The 26,796-nt window shown below is 49.3% G+C and carries 17 protein-coding genes; 12 read left to right on the top strand and 5 right to left on the bottom strand.

Annotated elements, in window-relative coordinates; all coding sequences use genetic code 11:
* Nucleotides 1-55 precede the first annotated feature (55 nt).
* From LZD49_RS14715 to LZD49_RS14675, 9 genes are all read left to right on the top strand, one after another.
* On the top strand, nucleotides 56-1,123 hold the full coding sequence (locus LZD49_RS14715) for a FecR family protein (protein ID WP_234668324.1): 1,068 nt from the start codon (nucleotides 56-58) through the stop codon (nucleotides 1,121-1,123).
* Between the two features lie 164 nt (nucleotides 1,124-1,287).
* Nucleotides 1,288-4,725 carry a TonB-dependent receptor gene (locus LZD49_RS14710; RefSeq protein ID WP_234668323.1) on the top strand — a complete coding sequence of 1,146 codons (3,438 nt, stop codon included), beginning with the start codon at nucleotides 1,288-1,290 and terminating at the stop codon, nucleotides 4,723-4,725.
* Nucleotides 4,726-4,759: 34 nt separating this feature from the next.
* Nucleotides 4,760-6,355: a RagB/SusD family nutrient uptake outer membrane protein gene (locus tag LZD49_RS14705; protein ID WP_234668322.1), complete on the top strand. Its 1,596-nt coding sequence runs from the start codon at nucleotides 4,760-4,762 to the stop codon at nucleotides 6,353-6,355.
* 250 nt (nucleotides 6,356-6,605) lie between these two features.
* Nucleotides 6,606-9,365 (top strand): DUF1553 domain-containing protein, encoded by a 2,760-nt coding sequence (locus LZD49_RS14700; RefSeq protein ID WP_234668321.1) that lies wholly within the window; start codon nucleotides 6,606-6,608, stop codon nucleotides 9,363-9,365.
* A gap of 177 nt (nucleotides 9,366-9,542) precedes the next feature.
* Nucleotides 9,543-11,021: a DUF1501 domain-containing protein gene (locus tag LZD49_RS14695; RefSeq protein WP_234668320.1), complete on the top strand. Its 1,479-nt coding sequence runs from the start codon at nucleotides 9,543-9,545 to the stop codon at nucleotides 11,019-11,021.
* 30 nt (nucleotides 11,022-11,051) lie between these two features.
* Nucleotides 11,052-11,372, top strand: coding sequence for an L-rhamnose mutarotase (rhaM, locus tag LZD49_RS14690; RefSeq protein ID WP_234668319.1), 321 nt, complete (start codon nucleotides 11,052-11,054; stop codon nucleotides 11,370-11,372).
* 48 nt (nucleotides 11,373-11,420) lie between these two features.
* The gene (locus tag LZD49_RS14685; RefSeq protein ID WP_234668318.1) at nucleotides 11,421-12,926 is read left to right on the top strand and encodes a c-type cytochrome domain-containing protein; all 1,506 of its coding nucleotides are present in this window, start codon (nucleotides 11,421-11,423) and stop codon (nucleotides 12,924-12,926) included.
* Nucleotides 12,927-12,959: 33 nt separating this feature from the next.
* On the top strand, nucleotides 12,960-13,880 hold the full coding sequence (locus LZD49_RS14680) for a sugar phosphate isomerase/epimerase (protein ID WP_234668317.1): 921 nt from the start codon (nucleotides 12,960-12,962) through the stop codon (nucleotides 13,878-13,880).
* Nucleotides 13,881-13,952: 72 nt separating this feature from the next.
* Entirely contained in the window at nucleotides 13,953-14,399 is a 447-nt protein-coding gene (locus tag LZD49_RS14675; protein WP_234668316.1) for a barstar family protein, read from the top strand.
* 94 nt (nucleotides 14,400-14,493) lie between these two features.
* Here LZD49_RS14675 and pnuC read toward each other — a convergent pair whose 3' ends face one another.
* Nucleotides 14,494-15,102 (bottom strand): nicotinamide riboside transporter PnuC, encoded by a 609-nt coding sequence (pnuC, locus tag LZD49_RS14670; protein WP_234668315.1) that lies wholly within the window; start codon nucleotides 15,100-15,102, stop codon nucleotides 14,494-14,496.
* A gap of 205 nt (nucleotides 15,103-15,307) precedes the next feature.
* Between pnuC and mfd the strand changes: the two genes are divergently transcribed.
* Together mfd and LZD49_RS14660 are read left to right on the top strand one after the other, a co-directional pair.
* On the top strand, nucleotides 15,308-18,655 hold the full coding sequence (gene mfd / locus LZD49_RS14665; RefSeq protein WP_234668314.1) for a transcription-repair coupling factor: 3,348 nt from the start codon (nucleotides 15,308-15,310) through the stop codon (nucleotides 18,653-18,655).
* 131 nt (nucleotides 18,656-18,786) lie between these two features.
* The gene (locus tag LZD49_RS14660) at nucleotides 18,787-20,043 is read left to right on the top strand and encodes an SUMF1/EgtB/PvdO family nonheme iron enzyme (RefSeq protein WP_409021326.1); all 1,257 of its coding nucleotides are present in this window, start codon (nucleotides 18,787-18,789) and stop codon (nucleotides 20,041-20,043) included.
* 57 nt (nucleotides 20,044-20,100) lie between these two features.
* Here the strand turns inward: LZD49_RS14660 and LZD49_RS14655 are convergent, their stop codons facing one another.
* On the bottom strand, nucleotides 20,101-20,793 hold the full coding sequence (locus LZD49_RS14655; RefSeq protein ID WP_234668312.1) for a ComF family protein: 693 nt from the start codon (nucleotides 20,791-20,793) through the stop codon (nucleotides 20,101-20,103).
* Nucleotides 20,794-20,863: 70 nt separating this feature from the next.
* Here LZD49_RS14655 and LZD49_RS14650 point away from each other — a divergent pair, with 70 nt between their 5' ends.
* Nucleotides 20,864-22,225, top strand: a complete 1,362-nt coding sequence (locus LZD49_RS14650; protein ID WP_234668311.1) for a dihydroorotase — start codon at nucleotides 20,864-20,866, stop codon at nucleotides 22,223-22,225.
* On the opposite strand, the gene LZD49_RS14645 is transcribed toward LZD49_RS14650, so the two are convergent.
* The 3 genes from LZD49_RS14645 to LZD49_RS14635 form a co-directional block, all read right to left on the bottom strand.
* A complete protein-coding gene (locus LZD49_RS14645; RefSeq protein WP_234668310.1) occupies nucleotides 22,208-22,633 on the bottom strand; it encodes a (deoxy)nucleoside triphosphate pyrophosphohydrolase in 426 nt (141 codons plus the stop codon). The genes LZD49_RS14650 and LZD49_RS14645 overlap by 18 nt on opposite strands.
* An 88-nt stretch (nucleotides 22,634-22,721) precedes the next feature.
* Nucleotides 22,722-23,747: a Holliday junction branch migration DNA helicase RuvB gene (ruvB, locus tag LZD49_RS14640; protein WP_234668309.1), complete on the bottom strand. Its 1,026-nt coding sequence runs from the start codon at nucleotides 23,745-23,747 to the stop codon at nucleotides 22,722-22,724.
* A gap of 100 nt (nucleotides 23,748-23,847) precedes the next feature.
* Nucleotides 23,848-26,667 (bottom strand): PKD domain-containing protein, encoded by a 2,820-nt coding sequence (locus tag LZD49_RS14635; RefSeq protein WP_234668308.1) that lies wholly within the window; start codon nucleotides 26,665-26,667, stop codon nucleotides 23,848-23,850.
* Between the last annotated feature and the right edge of the window lie 129 nt (nucleotides 26,668-26,796).

The raw sequence follows: 26,796 nt of genomic DNA, 5'->3' as shown, positions 1-26,796 counted from the left end.
CTTTTGTCTTGTCGGACGGCTTAGTGAGTAAAGCAGCAAAACTGAGCCCCGACTTATGAATCATCAGGATTTACAAACACTCCTTTTAAAATACCGGCAAGGTAAATGCTCCCCGGAGGAGGTCGACCACATTCATAAATGGTACGAAAGCCTCAATGCTGGATCGGAGCTGGCACTGGATGAACAGGAAAAGCAACAATTACAAAACAAATTATGGGCCGGCATCCATGGCGAAATGCAGGAGCCGGAAATCCTCATCCATCCCGAAACGACGCGTTCGAGAGCATTCCCATTTAGTGTCTTCTCCGGAGTGGCGGCTGCAGTGCTGTTGGCATTGGCTTATGTCTTCTTTTTTACGAAAAAGGATGCAGTTACCAAACCAGAAACCAGCGAGGTGCTGGTAGCAGCTCCCTCGGGCAAGTTGTTGACTTTCGTGAATAAACAAAAAATGCCGCAGGCAATCACGCTCGACGATCAAAGCAAAGTCATTCTGGCGCCTGGAACCGAGGTGATTTATCCCGAACACTTCCCGGCCAATAAGCGCGAAATCCAGGTTAAGGGCATCGCGTTCTTCGAGGTGACCAAGGATTCGCGCCGACCCTTCTGCGTGTACAGCGGCAAGCTTGTGACTCGGGTGCTCGGAACATCTTTTTGGGTAAAAACGCAGATGCACAACAGTAATTCCGTCGAAGTGGAGGTCGTGAGTGGAAAAGTTTCCGTTTTTGAAAACCGTAAAGTGCTCGGCGCCCAAAGCAAAGGCGAAAATGTGCATGGCCTGAACAACGGGGTGATCCTGACCCCTAACCAACGTGTAACTTATTTTGAAGAAAGCGGCCATCTAATGACCAGCCTCGTCGAAAAGCCGGTACCGATCGTGCATGAAGCCGCTCCCGCCAAAGTGGTGTTCAACAACGAATCGATAACCTCCATCGCCGAGCATTTGAGAAATGAATATGGAGTCGACATTGTACTCGCCGCCGACCAGCTCGAAAAATGCACATTTACCGGCGACTTGTCGGATATGGGCCTTTTCGATAAGCTCGACCTCATTTGCAAGTCGAACCACGCCAGTTACGAAGTAAAAGGCACCCGGATCCTGATCAGCGGAGAAGGGTGTGATTAAAGAAAAAGCCGGTAGTGTGCTACCACTACCGGCCCATAATGCCCCCTGCCACGATCCGCCAAGATGAAAGCAGGGAAGTTTCAATCAGTTTTTTTATTAAAAAACCTTTCTAAACTATGAAAAAAAACCGATACCGAAAAAATCGGGCATCACTCTGCTTGCTCATGAAAATTTCGTTAACCCAGATTATCTTTTCCATCGCATTCGGGAGCTTTACCTACGCCGCACACGACGGTAAGGCTCAGGAGATACTGGAACGTAGCGTGACATTACATGCCGAGAAATCCGAACTGCGCGATGTGCTCAGCCAGTTGGAGCAGAAGGCTGATGTCAAATTCGCGTACAGCCATAAGGCTATCAAGGCTGGTAGGGAAGTAGTCGTTCATGCCAATAATCAGAAGCTGTCTACTACGCTGAATTCCTTGTTGACACCCCTCGAAATAACGTATCAGGTGACGCCCTCGGGACGGATATTGCTCACTGCCAGTCGGCCGCCGCAGCCAAAGGAGCAGTCGTCCCTCCCTTTCAGAAGCGCCGACCTGTTCGCAGTGCGGGTCAACGGAAAGGTAAATGATGAAAAAGGCGAGGGCCTTCCCGGAGTGAGTGTGCGTCTGAAGGGAACGCAGCTCGGTACGCTTACCGACGCATCGGGTAATTTCGAGCTGGAAGTAGCGGACCGCTCGGCGGTGCTGGTTTTCAGTTTTGTTGGCTATAAAACGCAGGAAGTGGAAGTGGGTGAGAAATCGACACTGACGGTTTCGCTGCTGCCAGATGACAAGTCGCTGAACGAAGTGGTCGTGATTGGTTACGGTACTTCACGTAAAAAGGATGTAGTAGGTTCGGTAGACATCGTTTCCGCGAAGGATGCCGGCGCTACCACGGCTACAAATCCATCGCAGCTGCTGATCGGAAAATCGGCGGGTGTGCAGGTGTTGCAATCCAACGGGACGCCAGGCTCGGATGCTCAGATCCTGATCCGCGGTACCGGCTCATTCACGGGCGTGGACCCACTGTACGTGATCGATGGTATCCAGGGCAGCAAAACGATGTTCAACACGCTCGGAACGCAGGATATCGAAAACATCACTATCCTGAAAGACGCTTCTTCAACCGCTATTTATGGTTCGGCTGCGGCCAATGGTGTGGTGATCATCACGACCCGCCGGGGTAAATCGGGTGCACCGCGTATCAATTTCAATACGCAATGGGGCGTGGCGAAAGCTTGGAAAAAGCTAGATCTTCTGAATGCGTCGCAATATGTAGACCTGCTTAAAGATTTCGCAGCCACTACCAACTCGGCATTGCCGGAAAAATTCAACACCGCCGACATCCGCGTCGACAAAACCGATTGGCAGAACGAGATTTTCCGCTCGGCCCTGGTTTCGCAAAATGACCTGAATATCAGTGGTGGAAGCGAGAAAGTGGCTTACAACTTTTCATTGGGTTATATTAAACAGCAGGCCATTGTCAAAAACTTCACCAACAGCCGGGTAAATGCCCGTTTTGCATTGGATGAAACGCTGGGCCGCTTCCATTTAGGACAAAGCCTGAACATCCGTTATACGAAAGACGACGGACAGCTCGCGAGCATTTCCGATGCCGTTTACTACGCGCCTTACAAGCCTATTTATGATGCCAATGTGCCGGGAGGTTATTCCAACACCACCAACGTCGACGATTTCAGCAATGGTAACAACCCGCTCGCGGCTATCAATCTGAACCACCCTGTCAGTACCGGTTTCGTATTCTTTCCACAGGTGTTTGCGGAGGTAGACATCTTTGCCGGTTTGCGTTTCAGAACACAGCTTTCAGCAGAGATCGGCGGTAGTAAGAGCCGGGGCTATCAATATGCCTATACGGGCGGGAACAATCTGACGAACCCACAGCAGGCTACGCTCGGATTCAGTAACTATTCGTTTTATACGTTGGAAAACTACTTTTCCTACAACCGCGTTTTCGGCAAACACAGCGTTTCGGCTACGCTCGGCAACAGTTACCTCGACCCGGGCAACTCATCGGGCCTGAATGCGACGGGTACTAATATCCCGAACAATGCCATCCAGAATATTAGTGTAGCTCAATCGCAGGCGGTTACGGGCTCGAATTATGGCTACGCAAGATCGTCGGTGATCTCTTATTTCGCACGTCTGGGTTACACATTTGATAATAAATACATACTCTCGGGTAGCTTTCGCCGCGACGGCGCTTCGAACTTCGGTGCCAACAACCGCTTTGGCAATTTCTATGGCCTTGGTGTGGCCTGGCGCTTCGTGGACGAAGAGTTTATCAAAAACAACCTGAGCTTCGTAAGCGACGGTAAGCTCCGTTTCGGGCTTGGAAGAACGGGTAACAACACCATCCCGACCACCGGCGTCACATCCGTGCTTACTTACAGCGGCGCGCCGAATGGTAACCTCGTGTATTCGCTGGGTACCAATGAAGGTTTCAACCCCGGGACGACCATTAATACACTTTCGAACCCAAATATCCGCTGGGAATCGACCGATCAGACGGACATCGGCCTCGACCTGGGCTTTTTGAACAATCGCCTGAGCGTGACTTTGGATTGGTACAACCGGAAAAGCAGCGGTCTGCTCGTGAGTGTGCCCGTTTCGGGTAGCACTGGAGCATCCGGCAGTGGTGGGCAGCCCAGCAAATATGCCAATGCGGCCAGCGCGCAGAACAAGGGTATCGAGCTCTCCCTCGGCTTCCGTGACCAGACGAGCAGCGGGTTGCAGTACAATGTGAGCGCTAACATTGCGCATAACAAAAACATTGTGAATTCGCTTGGAAGCGAGTTTGCCGCACCGATCCAGGCAGGTGCATTCAGTAACCTTCCTACATTTACCTATACCGCGGCGGGTTCGGCGATCGGTTCCTTTTTTGGCTATGAGTTGAGCCACGTGGCGAAAGACCAGGCCGAAATCGATGCTTTGAACAAGCAGGCGGCCGAACAAAGCGGAGATGCAACAACCAAATACCAGGCCGGACTTTTGCCCGGAGATTTTATCTTCAAAGACCTCAATGGTGACGGAAAAGTGAATGCCGACGATCAGAAAATCCTCGGTAACCCTATTCCAAAAATCGTGTACGGATTTAATGCAGGGGTGAACTACAAAAGCTTCGACCTGAATGTGGTGGTATCCGGCGTTTCCGGTTTGAAAATACTGAATGCATTCAAATTCGTAACCGAAAATGAATCGACAGGACACAATGCTTCTACCGAAATCCTGAAAAGATGGCGTAACCCGGGCGATGTCGCTGAATTGCCGCGTGCAGGTCAGAGCGCAACCGGTGATGGTAACCTGAGACCGTCCGACTGGTGGCTTGAAAACGGGGCCTACATGCGTCTACGCAACATTACGTTGGGCTACACATTACCAGGCAGGATCCTTACCAATATCGGCGGTGGAAAGGTATTCAACAATATTCGCGTGTACGTTGCGGCGCAGAACCTGTTTACGATTACTAAGTACAAAGGTTACGATCCCGAAGTAAGCACCCAGAACGGCGGCAGCTACATTTTCTCGCGCGGTATCGACGACCGCCAGCAGTTGCCGCAGCCGAGAACATTGCTTGCCGGCTTGCAGCTTGGTTTTTAAGGATTTGGGATAAAAATTTATTTGAAATACGAACATGAAAAAGATCATATATTATCTCCTGGGGTTGACGGCCACTGTGCAGATCGCAGGCTGTGACGAATCCAAACTGGAACTGAAAAGCCAGAGTGCCTACGATTACGACACCTATTTCACCTCCGCCGACGGCCTCAACCAGGCCGTGGTGGCTACGTACGCTACATTACTGCACAATGGGCTATGGTCACGCGAGTACTACTTCATTTTCGACTTGCTGGGTTACGAAGCTAAAAAAACGACCAACCTGCAAGGCGATATGGCACAGCTGGCCGACTATTCTTTCGGTACCAGCCAGGCGCAGATCGGGCAGCTCTGGAACAGCCTTTACCGCTTGATCCTCCGCTCGAACGTGGTCATCAACCGCGCATCGGTTTGGGTCCCTACTACGGATGCGGACCAGCAAAAAGCGAAGCAGTACATCGCCGAAGCACGTTTTCTTCGGTCCTATGCCTATTTCAACATTGTAAATCTGTGGGGTAAGGCACCGCTTATTACGGCATATGATAGCACCGTAGCCAATAATTATCCGTCACGCTCGTCTGCCGAAGCAATTTGGAGCACGATTGAAAGTGACCTCACGCTTGCCGCCGCCGACCTGCCGCTCACTTACGACGCGGCTACGGGTTTGGGCCGGGCAACCAAAGGTGCTGCCATTGCATTGCTAGGTAAAACGTATTTATATCAAAAGAAATGGGCGCAGGCGCAGACTACTTTGGCACAATTGACGGCTGCGCCTTACACCTATTCGCTTGACCCGTCGTACGAAAACCTATTCAGTACCACCAATCAGAGCAGTCCGGAAAATATTTTCCAGATTATGAATGCAAAATGGACAGACTGGGGAATTGGAAACCAATACTACGTTTTCGGCGGACAAGAGACGTGGGGCGGCAAAGCTTCACATTCGGATCGGGCTCAGGAATATGGTTTTAAGGACTGGTTCAATGTGTATATTCCTACTACAACCGTTAAATCCTTCCAGTACCCGCACCCGACAACCGGCGCTAATTATGTGGATCCGCGTGCTAAATTCACATTCTATGGTAACAAGGAAAGTGGTGGCGACACTCAGTATTGCCAGAAATGCACAGGCGGCGCCATAGACTTCCCGTTTAAAGCCGATGATCCGCAGGGATATTATGTTTGGAAAAAATACCAATACTATAACGAAGTAGCTTCCTACGGCGGTCCGGCAAGCCCCATCAACGGGCAGGTGATCCGCTACGCCGATGTGCTGTTGATGCTTGCGGAAGCGTATGTTCAGCAAGGTAAGACGGGTACAGAGCCATTGGAGCTGATTAACCAGGTGCGCAAGCGGTCGGGAGCGGTGGCCTATACGGCCCTTGGCGCGCAGGCGGAGGCCATTAAACTTATCATGCGCGAGCGGCAGGTCGAGTTGTGCGGTGAACAAACCCGTTATTTTGACTTGATCCGTTGGGGAATCGCCAAGCAGACCATCAATGCACAACGCGCGGCAGAACCGGGCGACGGCAAACAGCCGTTCGAGGATAAGAATGTGTTATTCCCGATTCCGGATGTGGAGAAAAACTATAACCCAAATGTCGCAAAGGATATAGCAAACGCCTGGAACTGATACGGATACAAGGTGCCAACTCGTTTTATTAGTTGAGCATTAATTAAATAGCACAGGGATGCTCGGGAACAGATGGTTCCTGGCATCCCTGTTTGCTTTTCGGTGCCACGGCAGGATGGGTAATTTTCGGGAGACTGTTTCTTTTAGCCAGAGTAACAGCAGGATAATTGAAATATACATCTTGCACACATATCGATGCAGGTAATGGAAGCAGGGCATATATTGGCAGGCGGAATTTTTAACGATATCAATGGGTAACAGATCATTTATTGGCTTTGCCGCGCTTGCTGTCGCCATTGTTGCGATTTCCTGGTCGGCTGGCTGGGTCGGGGGCAAGCGTGTGGATTACAATGCGGACGTCAAACCGATCCTTAACAAGCATTGTATGGGTTGCCATGGCGGCGTAAAAAAGGCTGGAGATGTCAGTTTTTTGTTTGAACACGAAATGCTGGAACCGGGGAAGTCCGGAAAAATTCCCGTTGTGCGCGGCGACGCCGATGCCAGCGAAATGATCCGGAGAATTTTGAGCGACGATCCCGACGATAGAATGCCGAAAAATGGCACGCCGTTAAATAAAAGCGAGATCAGCATGCTCAAACAGTGGATCAACGAAGGCGCAGAATGGGAGACGCATTGGTCTTATAAAAAAATCGAAAGACCGGATGTGCCTTCGCTGAATAGTTTCAAGAATCTGTTTGGGTTATTTGATTCGGAAGACAAGACCTGGGCTAAAAACGAAATCGACTATTTTGTAGTCAAAAAATTGAAAGAAGAAGGCTTGAAAACCTCGCCGGAAGCCGACCGCGCGACGCTGCTCCGGCGTGTAAGTCTGGATATTACCGGTTTACCCCCTACTGAAAAAGAAGTACTTGATTTTGAAAATGACCAATCTCCCGACGCTTATGAAAAGGTCGTAGATCGCCTGCTGAAATCTCCGGCTTATGGCGAAAGATGGACATCGATGTGGATGGATTTGGCCCGGTACGCCGATACGAAGGGTTATGAAAGCGATGGCGGCCGAACGATGTGGCGCTATCGTGATTACGTAGTGAAATCTTTCAATGAAGACAAGCCTTTCGACCGCTTCACCATTGAACAACTCGCAGGTGATTTGTTACCGGAGAAAAAAGACGGCTTTCCCAAAGAGGAAAACGTCATAGCAACTGGTTTTCACCGGAATACGATGACTAATAACGAAGGCGGAACCGACGACGAAGAGTTTCGTACAGCTGCCTTGATCGACCGCGTGAATACGACCTGGGAAGTTTGGCAGGGGACCACTTTCGGCTGTATCCAGTGTCACAGCCACCCTTATGACCCTATCCCACATGAGGAATACTACAAATACGCGGCATTCTTCAACAATTCACGGGATGAGGATGTCTGGGATGAGTGGCCAAAGCTGCGGTTTTACAAAGGCGAAGATTCCGCGCGATTTGAAAGGGTAAGAGACTGGGTCAGGAAATTCGATCCCAAAGATCTCGAATCCAAAACACAGTTTATGAAGGTGGTAGAGCCGAAGATCAATGCGCATAATTTTATCAAAGGCGATCAATCTACTGTGCTTGTTATCTCCTATTATGGTGTAAAAGACAAAGGCAATGCCCGTATTCCGCAGGTAAACCTCACCGGTGCGGATAATTTGCTGATGAACATTGGTACCAAAGCCGAGAACGCCGTTTTGACCCTGCATTTGGATAAGCTTGATGGCCCTGTTCTCTCGACGGTCAAAGTGCCAACGAGGGACACAGTAATCATCGCTCCGATCACCAAAACGAGGGGAAAGCATGACATTTACCTTTCATTAAACAGTCCCAAAGCGCCGGAGGAATGGGTACGCATTACCTGGGCGGCATTTCAACGCGCCTTGCCCGGAGCCGGGCAGCCGGGATATGAGCAAATTGTCTCCGATTATGCTACCGCATTAACCCGGCCAACAGAAAGTATGCCGGTGCTATGGGAAGGTAAGGGCGATTTTGCACGGAAAACCAATGTATTCGTCCGCGGGAACTGGATGGTAAAAGGCCCGGAAGTGAAACCGGATGTTCCCAAACTGCTCGCCCCTCTCCCTGCAAATGCCTCTCGCGACCGGTTAGGCCTGGCCCAATGGATCGTAAGCCGCGATAATGCATTAACCAGCCGGGTGATCGTAAACCGTTTCTGGGAGCAGCTTTTTGGAAGAGGGATTGTGGAAACCGTCGAAGATTTCGGCTCACAAGGTGCCGAACCATCCCATCCCGAACTACTGGACTGGCTGGCGGTATCGTTTGTGGACGACTACAAATGGAGTTTGAAGAAACTCCTCAAAACAATCGTGATGTCGGCCACTTACCGGCAAACATCGCGCTCCGACAATACACGGAAAGAGAAAGATCCTTACAATGTGTGGCTCTCACGTGGCCCGCGTGTACGCCTGAGCGCCGAGCAGGTGCGTGACCAGGCACTGGCATGCAGTGGTCTCATTTCCAATAAAATGTATGGCCCGAGTGTAATGCCTCCACAGCCGGACAAGATCTGGCAATCGCCATATAGCGGCGAAAGCTGGGTGGTGAGCGAAGGCGAGGACAAATATCGCCGGGGCGTCTACACCTATTGGAAACGAACCGCGCCGTACCCTTCAATGACGACTTTCGATGCGCCGAGCCGAGAGTTCTGCCAGTCGAGAAGGATCATTACGAATACGCCTTTGCAGGCCCTGGTGACATTGAACGACCCTGTATATCTGGAAGCGGCGGAAAAACTGGCCTCTAAGATGAAAACCCGAGGCAAGACGCCCGAGCAGCAGTTGAAAGAAGGTTACCGCATGCTTACATTCAAGCCAATTGAACAAAGAAGCCTGAATGTGCTTATGAAGGTTTACAAGGACGCGCTCCAAGAATACCGGCAGAAACCCTCGGAGGTGGATAGTATTCTCGTTTATGGAAAGGAAAAAAAATCGCCTGAACTGGCCGCGCTGACCGTATCAGCAAACGTCTTGCTGAATCTCGATAACGTCGTGACTAAGGAGTAGTAACCCCAACCCGGTTGCTTCCCCGCCAGTTAAAACCGACGGTATTAGATTAAAATAAAAAATAACGATACTAATACAAGCCCCAATTCGGCAGCAACAGCTACACAGCGAAATTAGCAAAGAAAAATCCCCTGGGCGTCGATTTTAACCGCCGGAAGAAGGTAAAAGAGCTTTGAAATGGAGAAATTATTAAAAGAACTACAACATGCGGACCTGCACCGCCAGACTCGCCGGCACTTCCTGCAATCGACCGGCTTCGGGCTGGGTGCATTGGGTCTGGGTTCATTCTTAGGCTCGTGCGGCTCGTCAAAAGCTGGTGATTCCGCCGTCGCTGACCCGCTGTCAGCGGCCGGAATACCTCAGTTTGCCCCGAAAGCCAAAAGGGTAATTTATATCCACATGGCCGGTGCCCCGTCGCAGCTCGAACTGTTCGATTACAAACCTGAGCTCGAAAAATACCACGGCAAAGACTGCCCTGCGGAGTTTTTGGAAGGCAAAAAGTTCGCATTCATCCAGGGCGTGCCCAAAATGTTGGGACCGCAGGGGAAATTCAAGCAATATGGCCAGTCCGGCGCATGGCTGTCGGACTACCTGCCCCATTTGCAGACGGTGGCCGACGAAATTACGTTTCTGAAAGCAATGCATACGGATCAGTTCAACCACGCCCCCGCGCAGTTGCTTCTGCATACAGGCAGCGCGCGTCTTGGTCGCCCGAGCCTGGGTGCATGGGCGGTGTATGGACTGGGTTCCGAGAACCGCAATTTACCAGGCTTCATCGTGCTTGCTTCCGGTGGCCGCCAGCCCGACGCGGGTAAAAGCGTATATGGTGCCGGCTTTTTACCATCGGTATACCAGGGCGTGCAATGCCGTACAGGAGGCGATCCGGTACTATACGTGACCGACCCGAATGGAATGAACCGGAGTATCCGGAAAAAGACCATCGACGCCATCAACGAGATCAACAAGCAAACCTACGAAGAGGTACAGGACCCGGAAATATTGACGCGCATCAGCCAGTATGAAATGGCATTCCGGATGCAGATGTCTGTGCCGGAGGTGATGGACGTTTCCAAGGAGCCGCAATTTATTCTCGATATGTATGGGGTAAAAGCGGGTGAAGGAAGCTTTGGTATGAACTGCCTGCTGGCGCGGAAGCTTATAGAAAACGATGTCCGTTTTGTGCAGCTTTTCGACTGGGGCTGGGACGGGCATGGCACCACTGCAAGCGATAATATCGAGGGCGGGTTGCGGGCCAAATGCGAAATATCCGACCGGCCCATTGCCGCATTGATCAAAGACCTGAAAATGCGCGGGTTGCTGGAAGAAACGCTCGTGGTATTTGGTGCGGAATTCGGTAGAACGCCCATGCAAGAGAACCGAAACGGAGTGGTAATGCCCTACATGGGCCGCGATCATCACCTAGAAGCCTATACCATGTGGATGGCCGGTGGTGGTGTAAAGCGTGGGCATAGCCACGGAGAAACTGATGAACTCGGATATTATGGCGTGAAAGACCGTGTTCATGTTCATGACTTACAGGCTACGATCCTGCATTTAATGGGTTTTGATCATGAAAAATTTACTTACCCATTCCAGGGCCGCAATTTCCGACTTACCGACACCGAAGGGAAGGTAGTAAAACAGGTCATTGCGTAAGAATTTGTTTTAGCATTATTAACCCAACTCATGGCGCAGGAAACAGTAAAGGCATTCCGGATGCGGCTCAAACCCGGATTTGAAGCAGAATATAAAAAGAGACACGACGAAATATGGCCGGAACTGAGCCAGCTTTTGAAGGAAGCCGGAATTACGGAATACTACATTTTCCTTGACGAAGAAACGCTTGCACTTTTTGCATTTCAAAAACTGGGAAGTAACGACACTACCGCCACCCTGTCGGGCTTGCCGATCATGAAAAGATGGTGGGACCATATGGCCGATATTATGGAGGTTAATCCGGACAATTCTCCGAGGGCCGTCGAATGCCCTGAGGTTTTCAGATTGTAGTGCACTGAATTTTAAATACATCCTAACCCCTAAATATTAATTTCCGGTATGCTCATTCCCCTTTTGCAGGCATCGCCCTGGGCACTTTTTATCGGGCGGTTTCATCCGGTGCTGGTGCATTTGCCGATTGGTTTCCTGTTGATTGCTGCTTTGATCGAGATCGGTCGGCGGACGGGCAAAATTGCGGTAAGCGAATCGACCGTGGTGTTTGTGCTGTTCTGGTCGGCGGTGAGTGCCACCTTTGCCTGTATTGCGGGCTACCTGCTGTCATCGGGTGGCGGTTACGACGAAGATTTGCTTGATGCGCATATGTGGAAAGGCATCGGTGTGGCAGTGTTCGCGTGGGTCGCCTGGCTTGTAAAATCGGACCGGTTAAGAAATAAAATAGCTTTTGGTAAGGCGGTTTACCTGCCCGCATTTGCAGTAGCGGTCGTGCTGACTATGACCGCCGGCCACGATGGAGGCTCGCTCACGCACGGGGACGGTTATCTCACCCAATATACCCCTGAACCTTTCCGCACACTCGCGGGAATGGATCCGATCGAGGAAAAAGTGAAGGAAATCAAGCCCATTACCGATGTGCAGCAGGCGGTTGTTTACAAGGATATTGTTCAGCCGATCCTCGAAGCGCGTTGTACACAATGCCATAACGCCAGTAAGAAAAAAGGCGATTTGCGCATGGACGAGCTTGCATTACTAATGAAAGGCGGTGAAAATGGTCCAGCACTTGTGTCTGGCAAAGGCGCTGAAAGTGATATGATCAAACGCTGCCTGCTCGACGAAAGCGATGATAATCATATGCCGCCCAAAGGCAAACCGCAATTGAGCACCGAGCAGATCGCATTGTTATCGTGGTGGATCGATCAAGGAGCGCCCGCTGATAAAAAAGTATCTGAATTGACCGTGCCCGACCAGGTAAAACCTGCATTGGCGTCGCTTGGAGGTGGTTCGGCGACAGGAGGCTCAGGTAATGCGAAAAAACAGGAATCGGCCATTGCGACGTTGAAAGTGTCACCAGCGAAAGAGGGGGATATTCAGGCCTTGCGCAAGGCCGGGCTGATCGTCAATACATTGTCCCAAGACCAGAATCTGCTGGAAGTAAGCGCGGTGAATGCACCGCAGTTCAGCGACAAGGATATCGCATTGCTGTTGCCGGTTGCCGAGCAGGTAACCTGGCTGAAGCTGGGCGGAACGCAGATCACCGACAATGCACTGAAAGAAATCTCGAAGCTTAAAAACCTCACCAAACTACATTTGGAACACACGGGTGTTAGTGACATAGGCATTGCAGAAATCAAAGCATTACCACATTTAGAATACCTGAACCTGATCGATACCAAAGTAGGCGATGCAGGTTTTAAAAGCATAGCGACCGTGAAAAGTCTGCGCTCAGTCTATATCTGGCAATCCGCAGTAACGGATAGCGCCGTAGCACAAACCGGCAGACAAAATCCTGGCTTACAGATTGTAAGCGGTTTCAGCGCGGCCGAAGTAGCACAGTTCCTGAAAGCAGGCGATAGCACGGTAACAAAGCCGGTGGCATCTAAGAAGTAACTATACCTGACCATTCACTCATTCAAAATTAAAATGACCCGCCGGGACTTCATTAACACCGCCACTGCGGCGGGAACGTTGACCACATTTGAATCCATTGCGGAATCGAATAAGGCATCGGCGCAGTTCGAAAACAAGCTTTCATTGAAAGTACTCGGGACAAATTGGGGGTTCAAGGGAACGACCGATCAGTTTTGTGAAGCCGTCAAAAAGGAAGGTTACGACGGTATCGAAATGTGGTGGCAGGGTTCGAAAGAAAAGCAAAAGGAGCTTTTTGATGCATTAAAAAAACATCACCTCGAAATCGGTTTTCTTTGCGGATCGGGTGAAAAGGATTACCCGGCGCATTTGAATGCATTTAAATCGCAGATTAATGCTGCCACGACGGACTGGCCTGTCAAACCGCTCTATATCAATTGCCACAGCGGCCGCGACTATTTTACATACGAACAAAACAAGGCATTTATAGACCATACAACCGAAGCAAGTTCCAAAAGCGGCATTCCAATTTATCATGAAACCCATCGCGGGCGCATGCTTTTTGCGGCTCATATCTCGCGGAATTTTATTGAGAAAAATCCTGCACTGCGCCTTACCCTCGACATTTCACATTGGTGTAATGTGCATGAGAGCCTGTTGCAGGATCAGGAGGAAACCGTTCAGCTGGCATTGTCACGGGTGGGACATATCCATTCCCGGGTAGGGCACGAAGAGGGCCCGCAGGTGAACGATCCGCGTGCGCCGGAGTGGGAAGCGGCCGTGAAGGCGCATTTGGCGTGGTGGGACAAGGTGGTGGAATATAAGGTCAAAAGCGGTGAAACATTGACGGTACTGACGGAGTTCGGGCCTCCTAACTACCAGCCTACTGTGCCATTTACGCACCAGCCTCTTTCAGACCAATGGGGCATCAACGTGCATATGATGCATTTGTTAAGAAAGCGGTATTTGAAATAAAACACGACCGAAGGGGTAGACTTACATGTTCATTTTTCCCTAATTTGCAATGTTTTACAAATTAGCGAAATTATGAAAAACACACACTTCCTGTTGGCCCGGGAAGAATCCGATGTGCGTAAGGCATTCCTCGGCGCGTTTATAGCCCATATCGACGGTAGCAAGGCGACTTCCGTCAAGGATTTTCACGAAGCGATTGCCGCGGCAATGCATTTTCCAGATTACTCTGGCAAAAACCTCGATGCGTTGGATGAAATGCTGAATGACCTCGAATGGATCAAAGAGCAAAAAATCATTATTTACATTGACAAATCGGCAGAGTGGCTTTCCAAAGAGAAATCCGACGATAAAATTCTGACAATTATCGACCTCTTTGATGCTACTGCGGAAGACTGGAAATGGCTCGATGAAGAGGAGGAGGATGTTGCAAAAAAGGAACTGCAGATCATTTTCCAGGATTCTCCGCGCATCCGCACTTTGCTCGAAGATCAGGAAATTCCGTTCGATACAGTCGATTGAAAAGGGGCAATTAGTCAGTGATGGTCAGGTGTTGTCAGGATTTGAGAGGTTCTCTCATGACTGTACTTTATTATCAATGATAATAAACAAATCACTATCCCTGACCTCGAACATCCTTATGCCATTGAACATATCCTATAACCGCCAGCACGAGGAACACTGCGTACAAAATCGCAGTTAAATGCAGGTCTTTGTAAAAATACATGACCACATAGGCCGCGTCGGCGACGATCCAGATGATCCAGTTTTCGAGGTATTTGCGTGCCATCATCCATTGGCCGATCAGGCTGGCGACGGTCAGTGCGGAGTCTGCGTAGGTAAAGCTTGCATTGGTGAAGCGGCCTAGTAAGAAGCCCCAGGAGAGGGTTACGATGATAAATATTAGTCCGAATATCGGGTAAAGCTTGGCAGGCGTGAATGTAACCCGCACGCCGTCATGATTTCGTCCCCCAAATTTCCACATCCACCAGCCGTAAATGCTTGTGATAAAGTAGTAGCCCTGCAAACCCATATCGGCATATAATCTTACCTGCCAGAACACAGCCCCATACAACATCGCATTGATGATACCGAAAAACCAGCTGAGCACATTCTGGCGGGTATTGAGGTAAACGCAGATGGCACCTGTGACAAAACCAAAAATTTCGAGTATTGTCGTGGGCAGGCCGGCGAGAGAAACCGGTTGATTGAGCCAGTCGATCATGAGAATGGGGTAGTATGAAAGGTAAAAATAAAATGATATTCCGGATTTTTGAGCTGGGGTATTTCAGGCTATTTTTGCAACTCTTACATGACAGCAACAAAATTGGTACGACTGTTGTTATTAATTCTTGCCGGTCGGGAAATTCCCTGAAACGGCTTTTTGCGTTTACATTCACTGCGGCCCGGGCCGCACAGCATTTGATATATTGGAAGTTAAAGACTTATTAACGCTATATGGAGGCGACAGTTACCTGGATGTGCTGAGCACGCAGATCACCTCCAAAGATGCAGACGCTGCACATGTGCAGGTAAAGGGACTGGTAGGAAGCCTCGATGCCGTTGTTGCCGCCGCATTACAGCACAAAAGGAAATCGCCGGCAGTGTACATTCTGAGTGACAGGGAAGAGGCAGCTTATTTTCAGAATGACTTGCAGAACTTGCTCGGATCCACGGAGGTACTTTTTTATCCAACTTCTTATAAACGGCCCTACCATTATGAAGAAGTGGATAATGCGAATGTGCTGATGCGTGGCGAAATCCTGAACAAACTCAGCGCAGGTCGGAGCACACCTGTTCAGATTGTGACCTATCCCGAAGCATTGTTCGAGAAAGTAATCAACAAGCGCTCGCTTCGTGCGAATACCTTTTCGGTGAAAGTCGGCGAGAAACTTGACCCCGCATTCCTCACCGAATTTCTGAACAGTTACGGTTTTGAAATAACTGATTTTGTGTTTGAAGCCGGGCAATTCTCAGTTCGGGGTGGTATTCTGGATGTGTTTTCATTTGCCAATGAACATCCGTTCCGTATCGAACTTTTCGGGGATGAGGTGGAAAGTATCCGCTCATTCGATCCGGATACGCAGCTTTCGATCGAGAGCGCGAGGCAGATTAACATCGTACCCGATATCCAGCAAAAACTATCGCATGAAACGCGGGAGTCGTTCCTGAACTTCTTTGCCGATGAGACCGCGATCTGGTTTAAAGATGCTGAACTGACTTTGGAGGTTATTGAAAAATGTTTTGAAAGAGCCGAAAAAGCGCTGGAAGAAGTAACCGGCGGGGGCGTGCAGATTGTTTCGAACCCGCAGGAGCTTTTTGAAACGCGCCGCGGTTTTCTCAACCAGGTTAAGAAGTTCAAAACGGTTGAGTTCGGGAAGAAATCGTATTTCAAAACCGAAATGAAACTGCCTTATTCTTCGAAACCGCAGCCTTCATTTAATAAGGATTTCAAAAGGCTTTTGGATGATTTGTCTGAAAATCAATCCAAAGGTTACGTAAATATCATCGTCGCCGAGCAGCCCAAGCAGCTCGACAGGCTGGAAAGAATCTTCGAAGACCTCGATCCGTTCGTGAAATTCCGGCCAATGCACATCTCATTGCGTGAAGGTTTTGTAGACGATAACCTGAAAGTGGCCTGCTACACCGATCACCAGATTTTTGCCCGTTTTCATAAATACCGTTTAAAAGAAAAATTCAGCAAATCCAAGGCAATGACCTTGAAGGAGCTCAAATCCTTGCAGGTAGGCGATTTTGTGACGCACGTCGATTATGGGATCGGTCGCTTTGCCGGTATGGAGCGGAAAGATGTGAATGGCAAGGAGCAGGAGGCGGTGCGGCTCATTTACCGCGACAATGATTTGCTTTATGTGAGCGTACATAACCTGCACAAAATCGCCAAATATACTGGGAAAGAAGGCACGCCGCCAGCGATGAGCAAGTTAGGTTCGGGCGAATGGGAAGCCAAAAAATCGAAGGTTAAAAAGCAGCTGAAAGACATTGCGCATGAGCTGATCGCATTGTACGCCAAACGTCGCCAAGCGCCAGGGTTTCCTTTCTCGAAGGACAATTACCTGCAAGTGGAGCTGGAATCGTCCTTTATATATGAAGACACGCCCGACCAAGCGACAGCTACGGCTAATGTGAAGGATGATATGGAAAAAGGGCACCCAATGGACAGGCTGGTGTGCGGGGATGTGGGTTTTGGTAAAACCGAAATCGCGATCCGCGCGGCATTCAAGGCGGTCTGTGATAGCAAGCAGGTGGCTGTGCTCGTTCCTACGACTATCTTGGCGATGCAGCATTTCAAGACTTTCAGCGACCGCCTCGCCGATTTCCCTGCGAAAGTGGGTTACATAAACCGTTTTAAATCGACCAAGGAGATCAAGGAAACGCTGAGGGAGGCGGAGGAAGGTAAGATCGATATTCTGATCGGCACCCACCGCATTTTGAATAAAGATGTAAAATTTAAGGACCTGGGGCTGCTCGTTGTCGATGAGGAGCAGAAGTTTGGTGTGAAAGCCAAAGATCGGTTGAAAGAAATGCGTGTGAATGTGGACGTGCTGACACTTACCGCAACACCCATTCCGAGAACCTTGCATTTCTCGCTCATGGGGGCGCGCGACCTTTCGGTAATTGCCACGCCGCCGCCAAACCGGCAGCCGGTAACCACCGAAGTACACACATTCAGCGAGGAGTTTATCCGCGATGCGATCAGTTTTGAAGTACAACGGGGTGGGCAGGTATTTTTTGTGCATAACCGCGTCAATGACATCGAATCCATTGCTAATATCATCCTGCGTCTCGTTCCCGATGTGCGTATAGGCGTAGCGCACGGGCAAATGGACGGTGATAAGCTCGAAAAAGTAATGCTAAACTTTATTGAAGGGGAGTATGACGTACTGGTGTCGACCAATATCATCGAATCGGGGATCGATATTGCCAATGCGAATACTATCATTATTAACACGGCGCACATGTTCGGGCTCTCGGACCTGCACCAGATGCGCGGGCGAGTGGGGCGCTCGAATCGGAAGGCATTTTGCTATCTGCTAACCCCTTCGGTGTCGACTTTGGCGAGCGATTCCCGTAAACGTTTACAGACCCTGGAAGAATTTTCGGACCTAGGCGATGGCTTCAAAGTGGCGATGCGGGATCTGGACATTCGCGGGGCAGGTAACCTGCTGGGTGCAGAGCAGAGTGGTTTTGTGAATGATCTGGGATATGAATTATATCACAAAATGCTTGATGAGGCCGTTCAGGAGCTGAAAAGTAATGAATTCAAGGACTTGTTCGAAGGGGTATTCAGCCTGCCGAAAAAGCTGGTGCCGGACACGCAGATCGAGACCGATTTCGCTACGCTGATCCCGGATGATTATGTTAAAAATATTTCTGAAAGATTGTCGTTATATACCCGCCTCGATAATATTGCGACAGAGGATGAACTGAGTAAATTTGAAAAGGAAATTCTCGACCGTTTCGGCCCGGTGCCTCATGAAGTGCAGGATTTGCTGAAAACGGTCCGATTACGCTGGGAAGCAGAGGCTTTACAATTTGAAAAACTCACTTTGAAGAGCAATACGATGAAAGGCTACTTCGTTACTTCGCAGAATGACGAATTCTTTCAGTCGGCCAAGTTTGGGCAGGTGATTGATTACATTAAAAAACATCCGAAACAAATTTCGCTTAAAGATCAGAAGGGCAAGCTGATACTGATTTGTGAGAATGTAAAAAGCATCGATCAGGCACGCCAGATCCTTATGGAGATGACCCAATAGCTTTATAGGATTAAGTACCTGATAATTGATTTTTAGAAATAATACCGATTGATTTCATACATTTGCGGTTTCGCATACTATAAAATACCAAACACTTAAGTCACTTTAAAGCAATGATTTGCATGCAAAAGATGGGTACCCGGTCGATCGCGTTGATTCTGATTGTGTTATTGGCGGCAACTGCTTGTAGTAAAAAGAAGCCGACCAGCTTGAAACCTGGCAAAACAAGCTCAAAAACGGGCTTGGCTTACAACGGTAAAGACGGGTTCGAAGTAAAGCAATATAAAGCTTTGCCCGCCGGCCCCGACCTTGTGTATATTGAGGGTGGCCGTTTTACGATGGGTTCGCTAGAGGAGGATGTGATGACGCGCCGGGATAACCCCAAAAGAACCGTCAGTATCCAGTCTTTTTATATGGATCAGACGGAAGTGGCGAATGTTCACTACCTCGAATACCTGAATGCGGTTCAGAGAGACTCCTCGGAAGAGTTTTATGCCAAAGCGCTCCCAGATACAAACGTTTGGTTTAACGAATTGTCATTCAACGATTCATACGTAACAATGTACCTCCGTCACCCGGGCTTCCGACTTTATCCGGTAGTAGGTGTTTCATGGGTGCAGGCTAACGACTACTGCGCTTGGCGTACCGCTGCTGTTAGCTTGGCTAACAATAAGGCCGGTGCAGCTGCCGCGGGTGGTGGGAAGAAGAAAAGAGGATTCTCGTTTGGTAAGAAGAAAAAAGCAGAAGGCGAAGCAGTTGCTGCGGCACCTGATGCACCTGCTCCGCAGCTTAGAATCGAAAGTGGCTATGTAATGCCTCCATATCGCCTACCAACAGAAGCTGAGTTTGAATATGCAGCAATGGCGATGATCGGAACGCAATATTCGGACGAAAACCAGGCCAATTCAAGAATTTATCCTTGGGACGGTTCTACAATGCGTAACCCACGTGGACGTAAGCAGGGAACAATGCTGGCCAACTTCAAACGTGGTCCTGGTGACTATGCAGGTATTGCTGGTAAATCCAATGATGGCGCGATCATTACTCAGGAAATCCGCTCGTATCCTGCTAACGACAATGGTCTTTACGACATGGCTGGTAACGTAAGTGAATGGGTTTATGACGTGTACCGCCCGCTTTCCAACAGTGATGTGAACGATTTGAACTCGTTCCGTCGTGATGGTTATCAGGATGAAGCCAAAAACTATGATACCAAAAACAGCAACTCGATGGTTGACGATAAGCTGAGAGTTTACAAAGGTGGTTCATGGTCTGACGTGGCTTACTGGTTGTCCCCAGGAACCCGCCGTTACATGGATCAGGACTCGGCTACCGCAATGGTAGGTTTCCGTTGTGCGATGATCGCTACTGGAACTCACAAAGAGTAAGACTTAAAGATATTCATTCAAAATGCCGCTGTTCTTAGAATAGCGGCATTTTGTTTTTCAATGCTGCGCCAAAGCGATGGTAAGGATATGAAATTCTCTGCAGCCGGTTGCCAGTAATGTTCTCGCGCATTCTTCCAATGTGGCCCCGGTAGTGAGCACATCGTCGATCAGGATCACGCTTTTAGGCGAGAAGCCTTGTCTGATGGAAAATACACCCTGGACATTTTCCCTTCTTTCCATTTTGGTCTTACCTGTCTGAGTAGCGGTGTAGCGAACCCTTTTCAGCATTGTTCCTGACCAAGGAATGCCGGTTGCCTTGGAAAAACCTTCGGCAAGCATATCACTCTGATTGTAGCCACGCTGTTTTCGTTTTTTGTTATGTAAAGGAATGCTGAGGATAATCTCAGCATCTGGTAAATGTCCGGCGGCTCTCAGTTCCTGCCCGAACATATAACCGAGCAGAATACCTACATCCTTGTTTCCTTTGTATTTTAATGCGTGCAACAGCTTTTGAACTTTACTTCTCTTAGTAAAAAGCAGAAATGAATGCGTCGATAGGATTTCAGGCAGGTTCACAAATTTGAATTGCAAGGCTTCGTTATTGAGTCCGCCAATGCCGACACGCGGCAGTGAGATACGGCAAAGCGTGCAAATGGTCGCTTCATTACCTTGCAATGTCTGATCACAGCTTTCGCAGCAACGGGGGAAAAGTAGGTCGGCGAAATCACGGACGAGTTGTTTCAGGTTCATTTTTCCAAGTTTTCAAGGTGAATTTCAAGCTGTCTGAATACCTTTGCACGACAAACACCAATCGCCGCCCATGACAACGTTGATCGTAAATGCACAGGTCGTAAATGAAAACCAGGTTCAATATTTAGACGTAATAATTGAAAATGGTCACATTAAAAAAATCGGAAAGGACTTGCAGCATACAGCGGCCGACCGCGTGATCGACGCGAAAGGGCTTTACCTGATGCCAGGCGTGATCGACGACCAGGTGCATTTCAGGGAACCTGGACTTACGCACAAAGCAAATATCTACACAGAATCGAAAGCGGCCGTTGCCGGAGGGGTTACTTCCTTTATGGAAATGCCCAACACTGTACCAAATACGTTGACGCAGGAATTGCTCGAAGACAAATACCAGATCGGCGCTAACACTTCGCTCGCGAACTACTCTTTTTTTATGGGTGCCTCGAACGACAATTACAATGAGGTAATGCGCACCGATCCGACGCAGGTTTGCGGGATTAAGATATTCATGGGCTCTTCGACAGGCAATATGCTCGTCGATGCGCCTGAGGTGCTGGAAAAACTCTTCGCCAACGCGCCCTGCATTATCGCGACGCATTGCGAGGATGAGCCTACGGTGAAAGCTCGAATGGCTTATTTTAAAGATAAATACGGTGATAATGTGCCATATGACATCCATGCATTGATCAGAAATGAAGAAGCGTGTTTGAAATCGTCCACTTTTGCGAGTTCACTTGCCCATAAGCACGGGACGAGGTTGCACATTCTTCATATTTCCACAGGCGACGAAGTGCATTTATTCGAAATAGGGAACCGCAGCAATGGTGAGATTCTGCTCGCAAACGGCCAGCCGAAACTCGTTACTGCCGAAGCGTGCGTTCATCATCTGTGGTTCGATGCAGAAGATTACCGGACATTGGGTAACAAGATCAAATGCAACCCGTCCATCAAAGCGCCACATCATAAGGAAGCAATTTTACAAGCTGTGTTAGATAATCGTATCGACGTTATTGCAACTGACCATGCGCCGCACACCATCGAAGAAAAGGCGCAACATTACTGGCAGGCACCATCGGGGTTACCACTCGTTCAGCACACTTTAAATGTAATGTTGGAATTAAGTAAAACGGGTAAGATCTCGATTGATCGCGTCGTAGAGAAAATGAGCCACGCAGTAGCGGATCTCTTCGATATCGAAAATCGCGGTTACATTCGGGAAGGCTATTGGGCAGATTTGGTCCTCGTTGATTTGAATGCCAGGACTCGGGTAGAATCTTCAAATATCTACTCCAAATGTGGCTGGTCACCGTTTGAAGACACTGAATTTCATTCACGCATTACCCACACATTTGTGTCGGGACACCTTGTTTACGCGAATGGGCAATTTGATGAAACGGTGAAAGGAAAGCGGTTAACGTTTAGCCGCTAAGTAATCGTAGTAATATCCGATTATGTTCAGGTCGGCCTCTGTCCAATCGAGAGCAGGCAGGTCGGCGGGGTCCATCCAGAGAATTTGCTCGTGCTCGGTCAAAATAAAATCAATTCTGTCGACCTTGCACACAAACGGTACCAGCACGATCTCTCGCCAACCCTGGTCTTTGGAAGTTTCCGGAAGTTTATCAATGATTTGGACGGCTACATTGAGTTCTTCCATGATTTCACGGAATAATGCCTGCTCGTCTGTTTCGCCTTTTTCGAGTTTCCCACCGGGAAATTCCCATTGAAGGGGGAAGGACAATGCCGCGCTACGCTGCCCGGCGAGTACTTTTCCATTATGTTCAATCACAGCACAGGGCACTCTCACTACCAACTTTTCGGAAACCAGTACTTCAATCATAGGAGGCGGTTACGCTAATTCACCGCAAAATTACTATTTCTAATCTAAACTTGTATGTGATTGCTAAAACTTCTTAAAAAGTTAACGCTCAGAACAATTCGCCGGAACGATGCCGTGGCAAAATGCCAAGGTGCTTGAATGCTTTCTCAGTCACTTCCCGTCCGCGGGAAGTCCGCTTCATATAACCCTCCTGGATCAGGAATGGTTCGTAAACCTCCTCTATCGTTTCCGCTTCTTCCCCACAAGCCGTCGCAATGGTGGATAAGCCCACAGGCCCGCCTTTGAATTTGTGAATTATGGTGTTCAAAATGCGGTTATCCATTTCATCAAGGCCGTTTTGATCGACATCCAATGCCTGCAACGCCATTTCTGCAATAGCTACCGTAATGCGGCCATTGCCTTTTACCTGGGCAAAATCGCGAGTACGGCGGAGCAGGTTATTGGCAATACGCGGCGTTCCGCGGCTGCGGCGGGCTATTTCGAAGGCAGCATCTTCTTCGAGCGGCGTTCCGAGAATGGCAGCCGAACGTTTAAGAATCGACGTAAGCAGCTGTGCATCGTAATATTCCAGCCTTGCATTGATCCCGAACCTCGCACGCAAGGGCGACGTGAGCATGCCCGCACGCGTGGTTGCGCCGATGAGCGTAAAAGGATTAAGGCCGATCTGGATGCTCCGCGCATTAGGTCCGCTGTCCAGCATGATGTCGATCTTGTAATCTTCCATCGCCGAATACAGATATTCTTCTACAACCGGGTTCAACCGGTGGATTTCATCTATAAAAAGGACGTCGTGTTCCTGTAAATTGGTAAGCAAGCCGGCAAGGTCGCTGGGCTTGTCGAGGACGGGGCCGGAGGTGATTTTAATCCCTGAACCGAGTTCGTTGGCAATAATATTGGAAAGCGTCGTTTTGCCCAACCCCGGAGGTCCATGCAGGAGCACATGGTCGAGGGCCTCACCGCGCTGGCGGGCGGCCTGCACGAAGATTTTCAGGTTTTCAAGAATCTTGTCCTGCCCGGTAAAATCGTCGAAAGATAAGGGCCGCAATGCGCGCTCGATCTCTTTTTCGGTATTCGAAAGGGTTTCTTTATCTCCGGAAAGATAATCCTGGCGCATAGTCGGTTGAATAGACAGTGAAAACCAGTCGTCCGGTTGCGCGGACGGCTGGTTCGTTATATTTAGTCAAAAATAATTGTTTTAATCTGCAAAGGAAAGCCTAGCGGATTACCATCACCGATCCGCGCTTTACGATTGGATTGCGTTCAGGGTAATACAGAGCCTCGTAGGAAAGCACGTAAGGATAACTTCCCGGTTGAACTTTCAGGCCTTTGTAAGTTCCGTCCCAGCGTGCCTCGATATCCGTAGTAGCGTAAATAACCTCGCCCCACCGGTTGTAGATGCGTATGGAGAAGTTGGTATAATAGGCCCCGAATATTTCAAGAATCTCATTATGTCCTTCGCCATCAGGCGTAAAGGCATCCGGAATAAAGAATCGCGGCTCGCATTTGTCTATCACTTCGGTCGATTGCTCGGTTACGCATCCTTCCCTGTTGGTGGCGCGTACAATGTATTTCCCTTCCTGATTCACCGTAATTGTGCGTGTGGTATCGCCCGAATTTGGCCAGAGATACGAATAAGGCCCTTGTCCGGCAGCATCAAGAATCACCGATTGTCCATCCGGAATACAAATGAAATTTTCAGGTGCAAGGCCAAGGATGGGTGATGGAAGCTCGCCAACCTGGATTGTATCGGAATTGTAGCAATCGTTTCTGTCTTTCACAATCACATAATATTGGCCAGGCTTACCGATCGTCACCTCCCGGGTATCTTCGCCGGTATTCCATTTATATTCGATCCAGCGGTCGCTTTGGACACGCAGGACAATAGAGCTGTCGCGGCATAATGTGGTATCCGGACCGATCGAAAATTCCGGCGGCTTGCGTAGTATGATTTGAATGGTGTCGGCAGCATAGCAATCGCCTTGTGGGCCGTTGAATGCGACAGCGATGTATTGGCCGGTTGTGGTGGCATTATAAGTTCTTCCACGTCCAACCACCCGTCCGCGGCTGATCCACGCATACACTTCGGCATTCACCTTCATGTCCAGAGGTACAAACGCGCCGCAAGTGTCTTTGTCCGGTCCGAGGTCGATATTCGAAGGAGTTTCGTAAATAGTGATTTCCTGAACGATCGTGGTGTCGGTACATTTATTGGTGGCGCGCATGGCTACCATGTACTTGCCTGGTTGTGTGTAGGTATAAGTTGCCTGTTGCTGCTTGGATGGGGCAGTAAATGAGCCGTTTCCAAGAAAATCCCACGAATACATATCTTCAATAGGATCGCACATTGGGCTGGCCTGGAATGTCGTCGGCTCATTCGTACAAAATCCGTCGGCTTCAAACCCGGGGCCTTGCGATTCCTGCGTGAAATCCTGTACCATATTCGGTAAGCCCAGCTGGCTCTTTTTGCCACCCAGGTTCACACCGTCGCGTTCGTAATCTACACCTGTCAGCGAGTTTCCTTCCGGTTCGCCAATGACGGCGAGGTATTCACTGCCCTCAATGGCCATGTAAATCCGGCCGTCCGGCCCGAACTGCAATGCGCCGTATTTCTGGGTTGCCGAGCTGTCGATAGTAATGGCTGTCTCGGTGACAAGGCTGTCAGGAAGGGATAAATCGTATTGTTTCAACAGGGAGCTCGTGCCGTTTTCACCCTGGAACGACACATACATTTTTTCGCCGCTCGGCGAAAATTCGATACCGTAGGCAATCGGCGGCGCAGGGCCTAGATCCATTGTTTTCTTGTAGGTTAATGTACCCGTCGAATCATTGAAACTGAACAGTTCTACATAATTTCGTGCCGGGCCGGGAATCACCACTGCAAGCTGGCGTTCGCCAGTAGTGCTATCGGGCGATGAAAATTTCATGTAACCCTCAGCTTTGTTGGTACTGTCATGCGCCATACCTAACTCAGGAGCGCTTACTTCAACGAGGCCGCCTTCAGTAGCATGGAAAATGCGGAATTTATTGGTGCCGTAATCGTGCGAAACCACCCAATAGGTGCTGTCGCGGTCGTTCCGAACAGAAGCGATGCGCTCGGTAGTAGGCTGTTGCAGGGTGGTGTTTTGTTCGATGATCTGGCCTTTGCCATTATTCAGGCGCATATCCACTACGTTCACGGTCAGCAGCTTTTCACCGTTGATTTCCGTAGTCGTGAATACATTATATAAATACTCACACCCCTTACAAGTTGGCTGCGGCACGATTAATACGGACTGCGTGGAGTTGGGGCTCCCCTTCATGGGCGCACAGGGCCCGAAACTACACGTCATTTCATCTCCGTCCTTATTCCATACCTTGATACCGTCGGAGTAAAAGAGCAGTTGGCCTTTGGAATTGGCTATGGATGAGGTTCCTTCGGGAGTATTCAACTTGCCGTCCGTCAGTGGACTTGGCGGTGTATTCGAAAAATCAAGCCCGGCATTACCCCCAAAATACCATTTGGCACCTTCCTGTGCCTGAGGCTCCATACAAATCTTGACATTGATGCGATCCTGGATTTTACAGCCATTAGGCAGGATTACTTCCACCGAATAACAACCTGAACTGTCGACATTCAATGTCTGGGTCGTGTCGCCTTTGGGATACCAAATATACTTGGCGCCATCCGGTGCGCCATTGGGATAAGGATCGAGAATCAATGTATCTCCTTTACAGATTGTTGTGTCTGTTTTCCATTCCTGGAATTGTGGCGGTAGCTCACCGATTTGAACCACTTGAGAAACAGTTTGGTTAGTTCCGTTTGCTAAAGTCCTTACCAAAGTAACCGTGTATGAGCCGGGAGCCATGTAGGAATGTTGTGGATTGCGGCGGGAATCTGTGGCAGCGCCGTCGCCGAAACTCCAACGCCAGGCTCTGGCAGTACTTACCGTATCCCTAAATGAAGTAGAATCAGCCTCGCAGTCGGGGTTCTGCATGCATTGTCCTTGCACCACAAATTGGGCCTGAACTTGCTGGCACACCGAGGTGAACAGCATGAGCAGACAAAGGACATAAAAAAAGTGTTGGTACTTATTATAAAATCGCCCCATGTTTCGTTACTTGTTCAAACACCCCTAGCCGTCTCATAAAATATTCAGATTACCCGACATTACTAACGAAAATAA

Origin of the sequence: Dyadobacter sp. CY261 (genome assembly GCF_021440085.1) — a bacterium.
GTDB lineage: Bacteria > Bacteroidota > Bacteroidia > Cytophagales > Spirosomataceae > Dyadobacter.
The sequence above is the reverse complement of the archived record's forward strand: the minus strand, read 5'-3'. Positions and strand labels throughout refer to the sequence as shown.